Here is a 15,536-nt window from a genome sequence, read left to right on the forward strand (position 1 = left end):
TGCGGGAACGGGGTGGTGCGCAGGTCAGGCGGGCTGCTGCGCCGCCGTGATCCGCTCGTTGCGCAGCGCCTCGTACCAGCGGTCGTCGGTCGGCGGCAGCGCGTTGACGTCGAGGGCCAGCTTCAGCAGCAGGTCCGCGATCAGCGGGTTACGGGCGAGCACGGGCCCGTGCATGTACGTCCCGAAGACCGTGTCGTTGTACGCGCCCTCCGTGCCGTCCCCCGTGCCGTTGCCCTTGCCGAGCCGCACCTGCGCGAACGGGCGGGCGGTGGGGCCGAGGTGGGTGACACCCTGGTGGTTCTCGAAACCGGTCAGCGGGGGCAGGCCCAGGCGCGCGTCGATGTCGCCGAGCACGTCGCCCACGCACCGCTCGCCCTCGCCGCGCACCGAGACCACGTCGAGGAGCCCGAGGCCGGGCTCGCGCTGGCCGAGGTCGTTGATGAACTCGTGGCCCAGGATCTGGTACCCGGCGCACACGGAGAACACGATCGCGCCGTTCCCGACGGCCCGGTGCAGACCGCCGTCACGGCGCAGCCGCTCCGCCGCGAGGCGCTGCGGACGGTCCTCGCCGCCGCCGATCAGATAGATGTCGCCGGAGGTGGGGATGGGCTGGTCGCTGCGCACGTCGAGCCGCGCCACGTCGAGGCCGCGCTGCCTGGCCCGGCGCTCGAGGACGAGCGCGTTGCCCTGGTCGCCGTAGGTGCTGAGCAGGTCCGGGTAGATCCACACCAGACGCAGCTGGTTGTCGCTCATGAAGTGATCGTCCTCAGTGGTCGGTTGGCGGCAGTGGTCAGTTGCCGACGCGGCGGCGCAGATCCTGGAAGGCGGTGTAGTTCGCGATGACCTCGATCCGGCCGGGCGGTGCCATCTGCACGGCCTGGTCGGCGTTCTCGCAGACCTGGAAGTGCTGGTTGGCCACTTCGAGCCGGACCGCGAGGTCGAGCTTGCGGTCGCCGATGACGAAGATCGGGTGCCCGGTGAGCTGCGTGTAGTCGACGTCCCACAGCCACGAGGTGTCGGTGCCGTCGGCGCCCCGCGCGTTCACGGAGAGGATGACCGGGGTCGGCGGCGGGTCGATCAGGGAGAACGTCTCCAGCCAGCCGGCCGGGTTCTTGGCGAGCAGCAGCCGCAGATCGCGCTGCATGAACTGCACGACGTCGTACCGTCCGGCCACGGCCTGCACCTGGTACATGCGCTCCAGGCCGACCTGCGGCGGTACGCCGAACACGGCGGCGACAGCGGCCGACGTGGCCGCGTTGGACTTGTTGGCGCGCCCCGGCAGCTGGAGGTGGATCGGCCAGGCGGACCCGTGCGGGTCGAGCACGTGGTCGCCGGACAGTGCCCAACTCGGCGTCGGGCGGCGGAAGCCGCACTGACCGCAGAACCAGTCGTCGCCGGGGCGCTGCATCACGCCACCGCAGGACGGGCAGGACCAGGCGTCGTCCTTCCACATCTGCCCGGCGGCGACCCAGATCACGTTGGGGGAGGAGGAGGCGGCCCACACGATCAGCGGGTCGTCGGCGTTGGCGACGATCACGGCCTTCGAACCGGCGAGCCCCTCACGCCAGTTCTCGGCGAGCATGCGGGTCTCGGCGGCGCGGTCGAGCTGGTCGCGGGAGAGGTTGAGAAGTGCGATGCACTTGGGGTCCGTGTCCCGGGCGACGCCGGCGAGGTACTTCTCGTCGACCTCGATGACCCCGAACTTGGCGTCCGAGCCGCCCGCGAGCGCCGAGGTGATGCCCGCGGGCATGTTGGCGCCGAGCGCGTTCGACACGACCGGTCCGGCCGCGCGCAGGGCCTCCGCGATGAGCCGCGTGGTCGTGGTCTTGCCGTTGGTGGCCGAGACCAGGATGACGTCCAGGTGCTGGGCGAGCCGGGCGAGGAGGTCGGGGTCGAGTTTGAGGGCTACCTTGCCGCCGATCACCGATCCGCTGCCGCGCCCTGCCGCACGCGATGCCGCCGCTACGGCCTTGCCGGCCGTCACGGCCAGCTTGGCCCGCGGAGTGAGCGGGTCCGAGTTGCCTGCCATCAGATCTCGATCCTCCTTGCGTACGCGCCGCGCCTGTGCCTCCGGCCACGTGGTGTGGACCTCAGCCTATCGAGATCCATTCACCGGATCCGCATCGCGGCACCACCACGGCGCCCGCGCGACATGGGTGACCGTACCCTTGCGGCCATGCGACCAGGCTCCATCCCGGGCACCCGAGGGCGCGTTCGCCCTCTGACACTGCTCGGCGACCCCGTTCTGCACACCCCCTGCGCGGAAGTCACACACTTCGACGCCGAACTCGCCGGACTCGTCGAGGACATGTTCGCGACGATGTACGCCGCCCAGGGCGTGGGCCTCGCCGCGAACCAGATCGGCAGGCCCCTGCGGGTCTTCGTATACGACTGCCCCGACGACGAGGACACCCGCCATGTGGGCCACGTGGTCAACCCCCGCCTGGTGGAGACCGACGGCCTGGTGATGCGGGGCCCCGAGGGCTGTCTGTCCCTCCCCGGCCTGGAGGCGGGCACGGAACGCTTCGACGAGGCGGTGGTCGAGGGCTTCACGGTGATGGGGGATCCGGTCCGGATCGAGGGCACGGGCTTCTTCGCCCGCTGCCTCCAACACGAGTGCGACCACTTGGAAGGCCGGACTTACGTGGACCGTTTGACGGGCTGGCGCCACAGACGGCTGATGCGACAGACAACCCGAGCTTCTTGGCACGGGGCAGGCTGACCCACCCAGGGGCGCGGGGAACTGCGCGACCAGCCCCCACCAGCCCGCAGACGAAACACAACCCCTCAGAACCCAGGGCCCCCCACGCGATCCCCGGCGGCAGCCAGTCGCCCCCACAGCAAATCAGCCAAACTCCGCACCAACTCGGCCCGGGAACAGGGCCGTTCCCCCAACCACCAGTCACCTGCGGCGTGCATCATCCCGACTATCCCGTGCCCCCACACCCGGGCCAACTGCTGACTGCCGGGCCCAAGATCCAGCCGATCCTCGATCACCTGGGCCAACTCCTCGCCCATCAGCCGCAGCAACGGCAACGAGTGCTTCCTCACATCGAACCCGGGATCGCCGGGTGACACACCGTCCGCGGGGTGCATCAGGAACCGGTACACCTGGGGCCGCGCCTCGATCGCCGCGAGGTAGGTGTCCAGGGTGGCTTCCACCCGCTCCCGCCGCTCCGCCGGAGCGTCCAGCGCGGCCCGCAGGGAGTCGAGCAGGGCGTCGGTGTGCCGTTTGGCCAGAGCGGCGTAGAGTCCGCCCTTGTCACCGAAGTGCCGGTAGAGAATCGGTTTGGTGATGCCTGCCTCGGCGGCGATGGCGTTCATCGAGGCGCCGGGGCCGTCGCGAAGCACCACCCGGTCCGCGGCTTCCAGCAGCTCGCGCCGGCGGCGGTCGGCGGACCGCTGCTGATCGGTTTGCTGCGTGGTGTCCATGGTCTCTCCCCACCCGTGCTGATATCGGTGACGCTTGCGCAAACTAGCACTGATCGGCGCATGCCCATCGAACGGGCTGCCGACCGTGGTCCGGGAGTTGACTTTTCCTACCGACGGGTAACAGACTCACGTTACCGTAGGTAACATGCTAGTGCAGCGATGGAGGGGTCATGGCCGAATTCACCATGGAGCTCAATGACGATCAGAAAGAGGTCCGAGACTGGCTCCACGGGTTCGCCGCCGATGTGATCCGGCCCGCCGCCGCCGAATGGGACGAGCGCGAGGAGACTCCCTGGCCGGTCATCCAGGAGGCCGCGAAGGTCGGCATCTACTCCCTGGACTTCTACGCCCAGCAGTACTTCGACCCCACCGGCCTCGGCATCCCGATGGCCATGGAGGAACTCTTCTGGGGTGACGCGGGCATCGCCCTCTCCATCGTCGGCACCGGCCTCGCCGCCGTGGGCGTCCTCGCCAACGGCACCGAGGAGCAGATCGGCACCTGGATTCCCCAGATGTACGGCGACGCCAACGATGTCAAGGTCGCCGCCTTCTGCTCCTCCGAGCCCGACGCCGGCTCAGACGTCGCCTCCATGCGCACTCGTGCCGTGTACGACGAGGCCAAGGACGAGTGGGTCCTGAACGGCACGAAGACCTGGGCGACCAACGGCGGCATCGCCAACGTCCACGTGGTCGTCGCCGTGATCGACGCCGAACTGGGCTCCAAGGGACACGCCTCCTTCATCGTGCCGCCGAACACGCCCGGCCTGTCCCAGGGCCAGAAGTTCAAGAAGCACGGCATCCGCGCCTCGCACACCGCCGAGGTCGTCCTGGAGAACGTCCGCGTCCCCGGCTCCTGCCTCCTCGGCGGCAAGCAGAAGCTCGACGAGCGTCTCGCGCGGGCCCGCGAGCGGGCGAAGTCCGGCGGCGAGCGCGTGAAGAACGCGGCGATGGCCACGTTCGAGGCGAGCCGTCCCGCGGTGGCCGCGATGGCCGTAGGCACCGCCCGGGCCGCGTACGAGGTCGCCCTCGACTACGCGAAGACCCGCGAGCAGTTCGGCCGCCCGATCATCGACAACCAGGGGGTCGCCTTCCAGCTCGCCGACATGCGTACGTCCATCGACGCGGCGCGGCTGCTGACGTGGCGGGCGTCGTGGATGGCGATCAACGGGAAGCCGTTCACCGCGGCGGAGGGGTCGATGTCGAAGCTGTTCGCGAGCGAGACGGCGAAGAAGGTCACTGGGCAGGCGATTCAGATACTCGGCGGGAACGGGTACACGCGGGAGTACCCGGTGGAGCGCATGCACAGGGATGCGGCCATTTACACGATCTTCGAGGGTACGAGTGAGATCCAGCGGTTGGTGATTGCGCGGACTCTGTCGGGGATGCCGATTCGGTAGTACGTCGGCTGCGGGCGCGTGTGTGGGGGCTGGTCGCGCCCCGCGGCGGAGCCGCAAATGTCCCAGCCCCGCGCCCCTTAAGGGGCGCTCCCGCTGCTGTGGGCGATGCAGGCCACGTCGATTCGGTCGGCCAGTTTGGCGAGTTCGATGGTGAGGGCGGCCACGGTGTCCTCGTCGAGGCCGTCCTGGCCGGCTTCCACCAGATGTAGCCAGCGACCGCCGACCGTGCGCAGTAGTTTGCTGACGTCGGAGGCGGCAACCTGCAACGTGCCGCGGGCGTCGACGATCAGAGGCAGAGTCACTTCGCGGTTCACAGGGGCGATCGTAGCCGCGGAACGCTCACGCTCCGTGCCATACCGTGGTGATGTTGCAGAACTCGCGGATTCCGTGTCCCGACAGCTCACGCCCGTATCCGGACCGCTTGACCCCGCCGAACGGGAACGCCGGGTGGGACGCGGTCATCCCGTTGACGAACACGCCCCCCGCCTCCAGATCCCGTACGAGGCGGTCCACCTCGGCCTCGTCACGGGTCCACACGTTCGAACTGAGGCCGAAAGGCGTGTCGTTGGCGATCGCCAACGCCTCCTCCAGATCGGCCGCGCGGTACAGCGTCGCGACCGGGCCGAACGTCTCCTCCTGGTGAATGCGCATCTCGGGTGTGACGTCGGCGAGGACCGTCGGCGCGTAGTACCAGCCGCTGTCCATGAGGCCCTCGGGGCGTTCGCCACCGCACAGAATCGTCGCGCCACTCTCCACGGCCTCGTCGACCAGCGCCTCCAGATCCTCGCGCCCCTGCTCACTCGCGAGCGGCCCGACCTCCGTGTCCTCGGCCAGCGGATCGCCGACCTTCAGCGCCGCCATTGCGGTCGAGAAGCGTTCCGCGAACGCGTCGAAGACGTCCGCGTGCACGATGAACCGCTTGGCGGCGATGCACGACTGCCCGTTGTTCTGCACACGCGCAGTGACCGCGACCTGCGCGGCCCGGTCGATATCGGCGGACGGCAGGACGATGTACGGGTCGCTGCCGCCCAGCTCCAGCACCGTCCTTTTGACCTCGTCCCCTGCGACGGACGCCACCGCGCGCCCGGCCGGCTCGCTGCCGGTGAGCGTGGCCGCCCGCACCCGGGGGTCGCGCAGGATCTCCTCGACCGCGCCCGACCCGATCAGCAGCGTCTGGAAGCAGCCCTCGGGATAGCCCGCCCTGCGGAACAGGTCCTCCAGGTAGAGGGCGGTCTGCGGCACGTTCGAGGCGTGCTTGAGCAGGCCCACGTTGCCCGCCATCAGCGCCGGCGCGGCGAAGCGGATCACCTGCCAGAGCGGGAAGTTCCACGGCATCACCGCGAGCACCGGCCCGAGTGGACGGTAACGGACCACGGCGCGGGAGCCGCCGGAGTCCTTGACGTCGGCCTCGGCGGGCTCCTCGTCGGCGAGGAGCTCCTCGGCGTGGTCGGCGTACCAGCGCATCGCCTTCGCGCACTTCGCGGCCTCCGCGCGGGCCTGCGTGACCGGCTTGCCCATCTCGACCGTCATCGTGCGGGCGATGGCGTCCCGGTCCTCGTCGAGCAGGCCGGCGGCTCGGCCCAGCAACCGGGCGCGCTCGGCGAAGCCGGTCGTGCGGTACGTGCGGAAGGCGGTCTCGGCGGTCGCGAGCTTGCGCTCGATCTCCTCCCCGCCCATGGCCTCGTACGTCTTGAGCGTCTCGCCGTTCGCCGGGTTCACCGTCGCGATGGGCATGCCTTGCCTCCTGGTTGAGGGCTGTCCTTCGACCTTCCCGCGCGCCGATGGGGCGCGCAACGCGTACGCCGACCACCGGCTCTCTCTCAGCGCCCCGAGTGCTCCGTCAGCCGGTCCAGAAACCCGGCCTGTGCTGTCACGATCACCGCCCGCGCCTCATCGAGCCCGAACCACCGCACCCGGTCCAGCTCGGGAAACTCCCGCTCCCGCCCCGAGCCCCGGGGCCACTCCATGCGGAACGTGCCCGGCACCACGGCCGCCGGATCGAGGTCCGCCTCGACCGCCCACGCCGTGACGACCTTCCCGCCGGCCTGTCGGACCTCGCCCAGCGGCACGGCCTCACCCTCGGGCGGCGCCAGCCCCAGCTCCTCCCGGAACTCGCGGCGCGCGGCGTCCCAGGCCGTCTCCCCGTCCGCGTACTCGCCCTTGGGAATCGTCCAGGCCCCGGCATCGCGGCGGGCGAAGAAGGGTCCGCCCATGTGCCCGAGCAGCACCTCCAGCCCCTGACCGGGCGGGGCCTGGCGGCGGAACAGCAACAGCCCGGCACTGCGCTTCCCGTTCGGCACTGCCTTCGCCTTCTCCGTCACCCTGCCACCTCCGGGTGTGCGGCCAGCAGGGTCTCGACGGTGTCGGCCTCTTCCGGGGTCTTGTCCTCGCGGTAGCGGACGACGCGGGCGAAGCGGAGGGTGACGCCGGCCGGATAGCGGGTGGACCGCTGAAGACCGTCGTACGCGATCTCGACGACCAGCTCCGGCCGTACGGTCACCACCCAGCCGTCGTCCGACACGGCCAGCGCCTGGAGCCGTTCGGTCTGCCAGGTCAGCATCGCGTCGGTCATGCCCTTGAAGGTCTTGCCGAGCATGGCGAACGACCCGTCGGGGTTGCGGGCCGCGAGGTGGAGGTTCGACAGTTTCCCGGTACGGCGTCCGTGGCCCCACTCGGCTGCCAGCACCACCAGGTCGAGCATGTGTACGGGCTTGACCTTCAGCCAGGCCGCACCGCGTCGGCCCGCGCTGTAGGGGGCGTCGAGGGCCTTGACCACGACGCCCTCGTGGCCGCGCGCGAGCGTGTCGGCGAGGAACCTCTCGGCGGCGGGGAGTTCTGCGGGGCCGCCGGCCAGCAGGCGTCGCACGCGCATCGGCTCGGGGACCAGGCGGGCCAGGGCCGTGTGCCGCTCGACGAAGGGGAGGTCGAGGAGGTCCTGGCCGTCGACCGAGAGCGCGTCGAAGAAGACGGGGGAGACGGGTGTCTCCCGGGCCGCCGACTCCACGTCGACGCGCGAGCCGACGCGTCCGGCGGTCTCCTGGAAGGAACGCGGGCGCCCGGCCTCGTCCAGAGCGATCACCTCGCCGTCCAGGATGAATCGCTTGCCTCTCAACGTCCGTGCGGCGGTGGTCAGTTCGGGCAGTCGGTCGGTGATGTCGTCGAGGGTCCGGGTGTAGAGCCGTACGTCGTCGCCGTCGCGGTGGACCTGGACGCGGATGCCGTCCAGTTTCTCCTCGACGGCGCAGGCGCCGAGCTTCCCGACGGCCTCCGCCACCGAGGAGGCGCTGTGCGCGAGCATCGGCAGGACGGGGCGGCCGACGGTGAGCCGGAAACGGGCGAGGGCCGTCGGTCCGTCGGCGAGCAGGGCCTGCGCGACGGGCTGGATCGCGCCCGCGAGCATCACCGCCCGCCGTACGTCCGCCGCCGGTGCCTCGGTGGCCGCCGCCAGCCCTTCCACGGCGACCGCGTCCAGGGCGCCCTGACGTACCTCACCTGTGATCAGCGCGAACAGGAACCGCTGCTCGTCCGCGGTGGCGGCTGCCAGCAACTCGCCCACCAGGCGCCTGCGTTCGGCCTGCGAGCCGGCTCCGGTGACCGCGCCGATCGCGGTGAGGCGGGCGTCGACGTCGAGGACGGTGAGCGACGGCTCGGCGGCGCCGGGGACTTTCTGATCCAGCACCTTCCATCCGATGCCCAGCCGCCCTTGCGGTAGCCGTCCGGCGAGATACGGGATGACGATCGGCACGTCGTCGGGGTCGGCGTCCCGGAACAGTTCGGCGAGCAGGGCGATCTTGCGTGACCGGGCGGAGGTGGCGGCGACTTCCTGGGACACGTGGGCGAGCCTGGTCAGGAGCATGCAGCCATGGTGCAACGGGGGTGGCGGATGCACATCCGGGCGGGGGCGGGTTTGTCTCGCCCCCGCCGCCCCTACCCGTCCCATCCCTGGGGGCTGCGCCCCCAGACCCCCCTTTCGCGCTGAACGCGCTCGTCCTCAAACGCCGGACGGGCTGAGGGTGCCGTATTGACAAACTTGCTTGCCGAAAATGCAATAGCGCCATGGATGCCACCAGCGACGACGACACCGGCCACGTACTCGCCGAGGTGGGGCCCCGGCTGCGGCGGATTCGTAAGGAGCGAGGGGCGACCCTCGCGGGGCTCTCGGCCGCCACCGGGATCTCCGTCAGCACGTTGTCGCGGCTGGAGTCGGGGCTGCGGCGCCCCAGCCTCGAGTTGCTGCTGCCCATCGCCCGTGCGCATCGCGTCGCGCTCGACGAGCTCGTCGGAGCCCCGCCCGTCGACGATCCGCGGGTACGGGCCAAGCCGATCGTCCGGCACGGGCGGACGTATCTTCCGCTGACCCGGCAGCCGGGCGGGCTCCAGGCGTTCAAGGTGATCCTGCCGGAGAGCAGCCAGGAACCCGAGCCGCGTACGCACGAGGGGTACGAGTGGGTGTATGTGCTGTCCGGGCGGCTCCGGCTCGTGCTCGGGGAGCACGACGTGGTGCTCGGGGCGGGGGAGGCCGCCGAGTTCGACACGCGCGTGCCGCACTGGTTCGGGTCGATGGGGGAGGGGCCCGTGGAGTTCCTCAGCCTGTTCGGTCCGCAGGGGGAGCGGATGCACGTACGGGCGCGGCCCGCCCGTTCGCGAGGCGCGCGGTCGTGACGTACGCGACTGTTCCGGAGCGGGCCCCGACGGTTCCCTGATGCGCAAGCGACCGCTTAGTATGCGGTCGAGCCCGGTCAGGTGAACAAGCGAACGCAGTCCCGTGGAGGCCCCCCATGCAGGCATGGCAAGTGCACCAGAACGGTGAGCCGAGCGAGGTGATGGTCCTCGGCGAGGTGGAGCGGCCGGTGCCCGGCGACGGCCAGGTGCTGCTGAAGGTGCGTGCCGCGACCATCAACTTCCCGGACGTACTGATGTGCCGTGGGGAGTACCAGGTCAGGCCGCCGCTGCCGTTCACTCCCGGGGTGGAGATCTGCGGCGAGACCGAGGACGGCCGCCGCGTGATCGGGAACCCCGTGCTGCCGTACGGCGGTTTCGCCGAGTACGTGGTGGCGGACCCCCGCGGGCTGTTCACGGCCCCCGAGTCGTTGGACGACGCCGAGGCCGCCGCGCTCCTCATCGGTTACCAGACGGGCTGGTTCGGACTGCACCGGCGGGCCGCCCTGGAGGCCGGCGAGACGCTCCTCGTGCACGCCGCCGCGGGCGGGGTGGGCAGTGCGGCCGTACAGCTCGGGAAGGCCGCCGGAGCCACCGTCATCGGGGTCGTCGGCGGTGCCGAAAAGGTGTCTGTGGCACGCGAGTTGGGCTGCGACGTCGTCATCGACCGGCGTACGGAGGATGTTGTCGCCGTCGTCAAGGAGGCCACCGGTGGGCGTGGGGTCGACGTGGTCTACGACCCCGTCGGCGGGGAGGCCTACACCCAGTCCGCCAAGGTCGTCGCCTTCGAGGGGCGGATCGTGGTCGTCGGGTTCGCGAGTGGGACCATTCCCAGTCCTGGGCTCAACCACGCCCTCGTGAAGAACTACTCGATCATGGGCCTGCACTGGGGCCTGTACAACACCAAGAACCCGAAGCTGGTCCAGCACTGCCACGAGCAGCTCACCGAGCTGGCCGCCCGGGGCGCGATCAAGCCGCTGGTGAGCGAGCGTGTGCCGCTGAGCGGGGCATCGGCTGCCGTGCAGCGCGTCGCCGACGGTGTCACCACCGGCCGGGTCGCCGTGCTGCCCGGCCTGGAGAACGGAGCCGCCGCATGACCGACGCCGCTGAACTCACCCGACTGACACGGGAGTTGCTGGCCGCGCATCCGCCGGCCAGCACCGACCGGCTCGACTTCCTCAGGGCCCGCTTCGACGCGGGGCTCGCCTGGGTGCACTACCCGGAGGGGCTGGGCGGCCTCGGTGCGCCGCGCACCCTCCAGGCCGTCGTGGACGCCGAGTTGGAGGCCGCGGGGGCTCCCGACAACGACCCCCGGCGCATCGGCATCGGGCTGGGCATGGCCGCGCCGACCATCCTCGGCTTCGGAACGGAGGAGCAGAAGCGGCAGTTCCTCCGGCCGCTGTGGGTGGGGGAGGAGGTCTGGTGCCAGCTGTTCTCCGAGCCGGGGGCCGGGTCCGATCTCGCCGCGCTGGGCACTCGGGCCGTCCGTTCCGGGGACAACTGGATCGTCAACGGGCAGAAGGTGTGGACGTCCAGCGCACACCTCGCCCGCTGGGCCATCCTCATCGCCCGCACCGATCCGGACGTGCCCAAGCACAAGGGCATCACCTACTTCGTCTGCGACATGACCGACCCGGGCGTTGACGTACGGCCGCTGCGTCAGGTCACCGGGGAGGCCGAGTTCAACGAGGTGTTCCTGACCGACGTCCGTATCCCGGACGCCCATCGCCTCGGTGAGGTCGGCGACGGCTGGCGGGTCGCCCAGACCACGCTGAACAACGAGCGCGTGGCCATCGGCGGCATGCGGCTGCCCCGCGAGGGCGGCATGATCGGCCCGGTCGCGAAGACCTGGCGGGAGCGCCCGGAGCTGCGCACCCCTGATCTGCATCAGCGTTTGCTCAAGCTGTGGGTCGAGGCCGAGGTCGCCCGGCTGACGGGGGAGCGGACGCGCCAGCAGCTCGTCGCCGGCCAGCCCGGCCCGGAGGGTGCCGGCCTGAAGCTCTCCTTCGCCCGCCTCAACCAGGAGATCAGCGGCCTGGAGGTCGAACTCCTCGGTGAGGAGGGCCTGTTGTACGAGGACTGGACCATGCGTCGGCCCGAGCTGGTGGACTTCGTCGGCCGTGACGCCGGGTATCGCTACCTCCGCTCCAAGGGCAACAGCATCGAGGGCGGGACCAGCGAGGTCCTGCTGAACATCGTCGCCGAACGCGTCCTGGGCCTGCCCAGCGAACCGCGCACCGACAAGGACGTCGCCTGGAAGGACCTCGCCCGATGAGCACGACGAGCACCGAGCCCGACCTGCTGTACTCGGAGGAGGAAGAGGCGCTGCGCGCCGCCGTCCGGGATCTGCTCACCGACCACTGCGATCCGGCCGACGTGATCACCCGCATGGAGACCGACGCACCGCACGACCTCTCCCTGTGGAAGTCCCTCGCCGAGGGCATGGGCCTGGCCGGTCTGCTGGTGCCTGAGGAGCAGGGCGGCCAGGGTGCTTCGCACCGCGAAGTCGCCGTCGTACTGGAGGAGTTGGGACGCGCCGTCGCACCCGTCCCGTATCTCACGAGTGCCGTCGTCGCCACGGAGGCGCTGCTGGCAGGTACGGGCGCCGCGGCGGGCGAACTGCTCGCCGCGCTGGCCTCCGGCCGGACCGTCGGTGCCCTTGCCGTCGCGCTGAACGTTGCTCCCGGCGCCGCCTACAAGGTCGTCGCGCATGAAGGCGGCCTGCTGCACGGTGAGTTGACCGGCATCGCGGACGCCACGGCAGCCGACGTTCTGCTGGTTCCGGCCGACGACGGCGGCCTGTACGCGGTGAACACCGACGCCGACGCCGTCACCATCACCCCGCAGGTCTCCCTGGACCTCACCCGGCCGGTCGCCACGGTCACCTTCGACGGAGCGTCGGCCCGGCTGCTGGGCGACGCCGAACCCGCCGTACGACGCGCGCTGCGGGCCGGGGCCGGGCTGCTCGCCTCCGAGCAACTCGGGCTCGCCGAGTGGTCGTTGACCGAGACCGTGCGTTATCTGAAGGACCGCAAGCAGTTCAACCGGCCCGTCGGCGGCTTCCAGGCCGTCAAGCACCGGCTGGCCCAACTCTGGCTGGAGGTCGTCGGCCTGCGCGCCGCTGCCCGGAGCGCGGCGGACGCCCTCGCCACCGACAGCGCGGACACCGACGTCGCCGTTGCCGTCGCCCAGTCCTACGCGGCCCCCGTCGCCGTCCGCGCCGCCGAGGAGGCGCTCCAGCTGCACGGCGGCATCGGCATGACCTGGGAGCACCCGACCCACCTGTGCCTCAAGCGGGCCAAGGCCGACTCGATCGCGTACGGCACCTCCGGCGGCCACCGCGCCGCCCTCGCCGAACTGGTCGACCTGCGCGCACCCTGACGTATCCCTGTACGGCCCCGAAAGCCCGCCCCTCTCGTGGGGGCGGGCTTTCCAGTGCGCGGGGCGGACGAAACGAACACACAGCAGCACCCGTGAACGCACCGTGGCGAGTCGGCCAACTCCCTTGCGGGACCCTGCTGCTGGGCCTCACCCGGCCCGCATACTCGCGGAGGCTCCGTCACCCCGGTCGGCTCCGGAGCCGGCCCCGCATGAACTCCAGCCAGGGAGGCAGCGCATGGCCCTCACCACCCGTCGCAGAGCCCTCACCGCCTTCGGCGCCGCCCTCGCGGGCACCGTCGCCCTGCCCGCGGCGCGCGCCGCCGCAGGCGAACCGACGTACGGTCCAGGCCCGTTGTGGCGCGCCCACGCCCACAACGACTACGAGCATCCCCGCCCCCTCCTCGACGCTCTCGACCACCGCTTCGGCAGCGTCGAGGCGGACATCTACCTCGTCGGCGACCAGCTTCTCGTCGCCCACGACCCCGCGGACCTCGACCCGGCCCGCACCCTCGAATCCCTCTACCTCGACACCCTCGCCGCCCGCGTCAGGGCCAACCACGGCTGCGTGTACCGGGGTTACCGTCGTCCGCTCCAGCTCCTCATCGACATCAAGACCGAGGGCTCGCCGACGTATCTCGAACTCGACCGCCACCTCCGCCGCTATCGGGGCCTGTTCACGACGTACGCCCACGGTCGCGTCCACCCCGGCCCGGTCACCGCCGTGATCTCCGGCGACCGCGCCGCCCGGGTGCCCATGGAGGCCCAGCGCGTACGGCGGGCCTTCTACGACGGGCGCCTCGCCGACCTCGACACCTCGGCGCCGGCGTCCTTCGTCTCGCTGATCTCCGACAACTGGACGCTCAACTTCACCTGGCTGGGCGTCGGTGCGTTCCCGGCCGCCGAGCGCGCAAAGCTGAACGGCATCGTGTCGGCGGCCCACGCCCGCGGGCAGCAGGTGCGCTTCTGGGCCACGCCCGATGCGACAGGGCCGGCCCGGGACGCGCTGTGGGGCGAGCTCCTCGCCGCCGGCGTCGACTACCTCAACACGGACGACCTGACCGGCCTCGAAGCGTTCCTCGACGCTCACGAGACGCCGTAGTCCTGCCGCACTCACGAGAGACCACACGTTCGGCCGACACGTCAGCCGCACGGACAAACCCTCCGCTACGCCACACTTACGGCCGAAAGCCGCGAAGTGCGCGTGGCGGAGGAGGTTGACGATGGCCATTTCCATCTCTGTGGTGGTGCTGCTCCTGATCCTGGCGGTGGTCTTCCTGCGCAACGGCGCGCTGAAGCCCAGCCACGCCGTGGTCTGCGTCCTGCTCGGTTTCTATCTGGCCAGCACGAACGTGGCGCCGACAATCCACAGCGGGCTCACGGCGACCGCGGACATCGTGAGCAGCCTCAAGCCCTGACGTCAGGGCGTCAGGACGTCGTGAAAACTCCGATGGCGTTCGGGACGGGCCGTTCGGCGCCGCCGGTCGGATGGTTGCGTACTGTGACCCTGCTCGCTCCGGGTGCTCTGGTGACGAAGGTCGTGGAACCGCCGCCGTCCAGGTTGAAGGCATCCACCGAGCCCAACGTCCGCATGGTGGCGGCGACTTCGGCGACCGTCAGTCCGCTGCGGTACTCGGGCGCACCGTCCACCGCGAGGAGCAGCAGCTTGCGCCCGCCGTTCGCGATGCCCGCGGCGGTGCGCACGGCGGCGGTGTTGTTGTCGAGGCCGCTCAGTGGCCGGCCGCCCCTCAGTACCGGGTAGCCGCCGAGGGCGAAGCGGTACGGGATGTGGCTCGTGGACGCCACCAGACGGCTCTTGACCGTGACCTTCGCGCCGACGAACAGCTTCCGCAGTTGCTGCGCGCCCGTCTCCCGGCCCACCAGAACCGTGGTGTTGGCGGCGATGGCACCGCTGCCGGGGGAGTCCGCCATCCGTACGACCCTGCCCCGCCGCACGGTCACCTCGTAGGTGTCCGTACCGCACGGGGCGGCCCGGTCGGTGTCCGTGCCGCACACCGACCGCGCCCGGGAGACGCTGCCCCAGACCGGGGTGAACGCGCCGATGGAACCCACCGGCAGCGCGTACTGGTTGAGCCCGCCGAGCGCGAACCGGCCCACCGGCGTGGCGACGCTGCCCGACAGGGCGAGATCGTCCAGCCGGGCCTTTCTGTCGGTGCCCACCCCGAGGACGGCCCTGGTGGTGACGCCGGGCGGCATCGCGGGGCCGAAGCGCTGGCCGTTCGGCACCGCCGACTTGAGGACCAGGCCGCTCGCTGTCGCGGGGCCCACGGACGCGCCCGTGGCCGTGACCCCGGGATGCTGGACCTCGCTGATGTTGAAGAAGTCGCCGTTGACGCCCGCGACGGCGCCCCTGGCGTTGGCCAGCTTGGAGACGGCGGCCCGTGCCGCCACCGCCCCCGGGTGGAGGAGGTTGACCCGTACCCGCGCGTTGCCGAGGTCGACGCTCAGCAGGTGGGCATGGGTCACCCCCTTGGCCGCCACGATGTCGAACTGGGCATAGCGCACGCCCGGCGCGATCTGAGTGGCTCTCGGCGCGCCACTGGCCGGTGCCGCCCCTGTCAGGGCGGCGCCGGCCAGCGTTGCGAGTACGGCGATTGCGGAGACTGCTGTTCTGCCCGTTCTGAACGGTCCACTTCCACGCATCCAGAC

General features: G+C 71.0%; 16 protein-coding genes. 8 read left to right on the forward strand and 8 right to left on the reverse strand.

Annotated features, from left to right (window positions below; genetic code table 11):
• Window positions 1-24: 24 nt before the first annotated feature.
• Both OG734_RS41875 and OG734_RS41880 read right to left on the reverse strand, forming a co-directional pair.
• A complete protein-coding gene (locus tag OG734_RS41875; protein WP_330292596.1) occupies window positions 25-753 on the reverse strand; it encodes a type 1 glutamine amidotransferase in 729 nt (242 codons plus the stop codon).
• A gap of 37 nt (window positions 754-790) precedes the next feature.
• Entirely contained in the window at window positions 791-2,029 is a 1,239-nt protein-coding gene (locus OG734_RS41880) for a MurT ligase domain-containing protein (protein ID WP_330292597.1), read from the reverse strand.
• Between the two features lie 147 nt (window positions 2,030-2,176).
• Here OG734_RS41880 and def point away from each other — a divergent pair, with 147 nt between their 5' ends.
• Window positions 2,177-2,722, forward strand: coding sequence for a peptide deformylase (gene def / locus OG734_RS41885; RefSeq protein ID WP_330292598.1), 546 nt, complete (start codon window positions 2,177-2,179; stop codon window positions 2,720-2,722).
• A gap of 65 nt (window positions 2,723-2,787) precedes the next feature.
• Here def and OG734_RS41890 read toward each other — a convergent pair whose 3' ends face one another.
• Entirely contained in the window at window positions 2,788-3,432 is a 645-nt protein-coding gene (locus tag OG734_RS41890; RefSeq protein ID WP_330292599.1) for a TetR family transcriptional regulator, read from the reverse strand.
• A 170-nt stretch (window positions 3,433-3,602) separates the two neighbouring features.
• Here OG734_RS41890 and OG734_RS41895 point away from each other — a divergent pair, with 170 nt between their 5' ends.
• Window positions 3,603-4,829 carry an acyl-CoA dehydrogenase family protein gene (locus tag OG734_RS41895; protein WP_330292600.1) on the forward strand — a complete coding sequence of 409 codons (1,227 nt, stop codon included), beginning with the start codon at window positions 3,603-3,605 and terminating at the stop codon, window positions 4,827-4,829.
• A gap of 77 nt (window positions 4,830-4,906) precedes the next feature.
• On the opposite strand, the gene OG734_RS41900 is transcribed toward OG734_RS41895, so the two are convergent.
• The 4 genes from OG734_RS41900 to OG734_RS41915 form a co-directional block, all read right to left on the reverse strand.
• Window positions 4,907-5,143 carry a DUF6213 family protein gene (locus OG734_RS41900; protein ID WP_330292601.1) on the reverse strand — a complete coding sequence of 79 codons (237 nt, stop codon included), beginning with the start codon at window positions 5,141-5,143 and terminating at the stop codon, window positions 4,907-4,909.
• 25 nt (window positions 5,144-5,168) lie between these two features.
• Window positions 5,169-6,563, reverse strand: coding sequence for an NADP-dependent succinic semialdehyde dehydrogenase (locus OG734_RS41905; RefSeq protein ID WP_330292602.1), 1,395 nt, complete (start codon window positions 6,561-6,563; stop codon window positions 5,169-5,171).
• An 86-nt stretch (window positions 6,564-6,649) separates the two neighbouring features.
• Window positions 6,650-7,150 (reverse strand): NUDIX domain-containing protein, encoded by a 501-nt coding sequence (locus OG734_RS41910; protein WP_330292603.1) that lies wholly within the window; start codon window positions 7,148-7,150, stop codon window positions 6,650-6,652.
• A complete protein-coding gene (locus OG734_RS41915) occupies window positions 7,147-8,685 on the reverse strand; it encodes an ATP-dependent DNA ligase (protein ID WP_330292604.1) in 1,539 nt (512 codons plus the stop codon). Before OG734_RS41915 ends, OG734_RS41910 begins: the two co-directional genes overlap by 4 nt.
• A gap of 200 nt (window positions 8,686-8,885) precedes the next feature.
• Between OG734_RS41915 and OG734_RS41920 the strand changes: the two genes are divergently transcribed.
• The 6 genes from OG734_RS41920 to OG734_RS41945 all read left to right on the forward strand — a co-directional run bounded on the left by OG734_RS41920 (window position 8,886) and on the right by OG734_RS41945 (window position 14,284).
• The gene (locus OG734_RS41920) at window positions 8,886-9,491 is read left to right on the forward strand and encodes a helix-turn-helix domain-containing protein (RefSeq protein ID WP_330292605.1); all 606 of its coding nucleotides are present in this window, start codon (window positions 8,886-8,888) and stop codon (window positions 9,489-9,491) included.
• Between the two features lie 116 nt (window positions 9,492-9,607).
• Window positions 9,608-10,585, forward strand: coding sequence for an NADPH:quinone oxidoreductase family protein (locus tag OG734_RS41925; RefSeq protein WP_330292606.1), 978 nt, complete (start codon window positions 9,608-9,610; stop codon window positions 10,583-10,585).
• Window positions 10,582-11,763: an acyl-CoA dehydrogenase family protein gene (locus OG734_RS41930; RefSeq protein WP_330292607.1), complete on the forward strand. Its 1,182-nt coding sequence runs from the start codon at window positions 10,582-10,584 to the stop codon at window positions 11,761-11,763. Before OG734_RS41925 ends, OG734_RS41930 begins: the two co-directional genes overlap by 4 nt.
• Complete coding sequence (locus OG734_RS41935; protein ID WP_330292608.1) at window positions 11,760-12,869, forward strand: acyl-CoA dehydrogenase family protein; 1,110 nt, start codon at window positions 11,760-11,762, stop codon at window positions 12,867-12,869. The genes OG734_RS41930 and OG734_RS41935 overlap by 4 nt, the downstream gene beginning before the upstream one ends.
• Before the next feature lie 235 nt (window positions 12,870-13,104).
• Complete coding sequence (locus OG734_RS41940) at window positions 13,105-13,968, forward strand: phosphatidylinositol-specific phospholipase C/glycerophosphodiester phosphodiesterase family protein (RefSeq protein WP_330292609.1); 864 nt, start codon at window positions 13,105-13,107, stop codon at window positions 13,966-13,968.
• 121 nt (window positions 13,969-14,089) lie between these two features.
• Window positions 14,090-14,284 (forward strand): hypothetical protein, encoded by a 195-nt coding sequence (locus tag OG734_RS41945; protein ID WP_319098300.1) that lies wholly within the window; start codon window positions 14,090-14,092, stop codon window positions 14,282-14,284.
• A gap of 10 nt (window positions 14,285-14,294) precedes the next feature.
• Here OG734_RS41945 and OG734_RS41950 read toward each other — a convergent pair whose 3' ends face one another.
• Window positions 14,295-15,530, reverse strand: coding sequence for a phosphodiester glycosidase family protein (locus OG734_RS41950; protein WP_330292610.1), 1,236 nt, complete (start codon window positions 15,528-15,530; stop codon window positions 14,295-14,297).
• Window positions 15,531-15,536: the final 6 nt, after the last annotated feature.

The sequence above is a fragment of the Streptomyces sp. NBC_00576 genome, assembly GCF_036345175.1.
In the GTDB taxonomy this organism is placed as follows: Bacteria; Actinomycetota; Actinomycetes; order Streptomycetales; family Streptomycetaceae; genus Streptomyces.

What these genes read in the sequence shown, in the direction of transcription:
- OG734_RS41875 (WP_330292596.1), bottom strand. Translation starts at nt 753, where the DNA reads ATGAGCGACAACCAGCTGCGTCTGGTGTGGATCTACCCGGACCTGCTC.
- OG734_RS41880 (WP_330292597.1), bottom strand. Translation starts at nt 2,029, where the DNA reads ATGGCAGGCAACTCGGACCCGCTCACTCCGCGGGCCAAGCTGGCCGTG.
- def (WP_330292598.1), top strand. Translation starts at nt 2,177, where the DNA reads ATGCGACCAGGCTCCATCCCGGGCACCCGAGGGCGCGTTCGCCCTCTG.
- OG734_RS41890 (WP_330292599.1), bottom strand. Translation starts at nt 3,432, where the DNA reads ATGGACACCACGCAGCAAACCGATCAGCAGCGGTCCGCCGACCGCCGC.
- OG734_RS41895 (WP_330292600.1), top strand. Translation starts at nt 3,603, where the DNA reads ATGGCCGAATTCACCATGGAGCTCAATGACGATCAGAAAGAGGTCCGA.
- OG734_RS41905 (WP_330292602.1), bottom strand. Translation starts at nt 6,563, where the DNA reads ATGCCCATCGCGACGGTGAACCCGGCGAACGGCGAGACGCTCAAGACG.
- OG734_RS41915 (WP_330292604.1), bottom strand. Translation starts at nt 8,685, where the DNA reads ATGCTCCTGACCAGGCTCGCCCACGTGTCCCAGGAAGTCGCCGCCACC.
- OG734_RS41920 (WP_330292605.1), top strand. Translation starts at nt 8,886, where the DNA reads ATGGATGCCACCAGCGACGACGACACCGGCCACGTACTCGCCGAGGTG.
- OG734_RS41925 (WP_330292606.1), top strand. Translation starts at nt 9,608, where the DNA reads ATGCAGGCATGGCAAGTGCACCAGAACGGTGAGCCGAGCGAGGTGATG.
- OG734_RS41930 (WP_330292607.1), top strand. Translation starts at nt 10,582, where the DNA reads ATGACCGACGCCGCTGAACTCACCCGACTGACACGGGAGTTGCTGGCC.
- OG734_RS41935 (WP_330292608.1), top strand. Translation starts at nt 11,760, where the DNA reads ATGAGCACGACGAGCACCGAGCCCGACCTGCTGTACTCGGAGGAGGAA.
- OG734_RS41940 (WP_330292609.1), top strand. Translation starts at nt 13,105, where the DNA reads ATGGCCCTCACCACCCGTCGCAGAGCCCTCACCGCCTTCGGCGCCGCC.
- OG734_RS41945 (WP_319098300.1), top strand. Translation starts at nt 14,090, where the DNA reads ATGGCCATTTCCATCTCTGTGGTGGTGCTGCTCCTGATCCTGGCGGTG.
- OG734_RS41950 (WP_330292610.1), bottom strand. Translation starts at nt 15,530, where the DNA reads ATGCGTGGAAGTGGACCGTTCAGAACGGGCAGAACAGCAGTCTCCGCA.